The organism is Rhodococcus sp. LB1, assembly GCF_001583455.1.
Lineage (GTDB): Bacteria > Actinomycetota > Actinomycetes > Mycobacteriales > Mycobacteriaceae > Rhodococcus_F > Rhodococcus_F opacus.
In genome coordinates, this window is sequence record NZ_LTCZ01000055.1 from 35,714 (window position 1) to 36,118 (window position 405).

The window sequence follows — 405 nt, forward strand, 5'->3', positions numbered from 1 at the left end:
CACGATGTCCGCGCCGTGCTTCAACGGTTGCAGCAGGTACGGCGTGGCCACCGTGTTGTCGACGATCAGCGGGATCCCGTTGTCGTGGCCGACCTTCGAGATTCCCGGGATGTCCAGGATGTGGTTCTTCGGGTTGGCGATCGTCTCGCCGTAGAACGCCTTGGTGTTCGGGCGGACGGCGCTGCGCCACTGCTCGAGGTCGTCGGGGTCCTCCACGAACGACACCTCGATGCCGAGCTTGGGCAGCGTGTAGTGGAAGAGGTTGTAGGTGCCGCCGTACAGGTACGGGCTGGAGACGATGTGGTCGCCTGCCTCCGCGAGGTTCAGCACCGCAAAGGTTTCCGCGGCCTGCCCGGAGGCCAGCAGCAGTGCGGCGACGCCGCCCTCGAGGGCGGCGATGCGCTG

At 66.7% G+C, this 405-nt stretch carries 1 protein-coding gene; it reads right to left on the bottom strand.

Annotated features, from left to right (window positions below):
- Window positions 1-405, bottom strand: a 405-nt coding sequence (locus AZG88_RS53495; protein WP_231913923.1) for a PLP-dependent transferase, incomplete at both ends; no start/stop codon positions are given.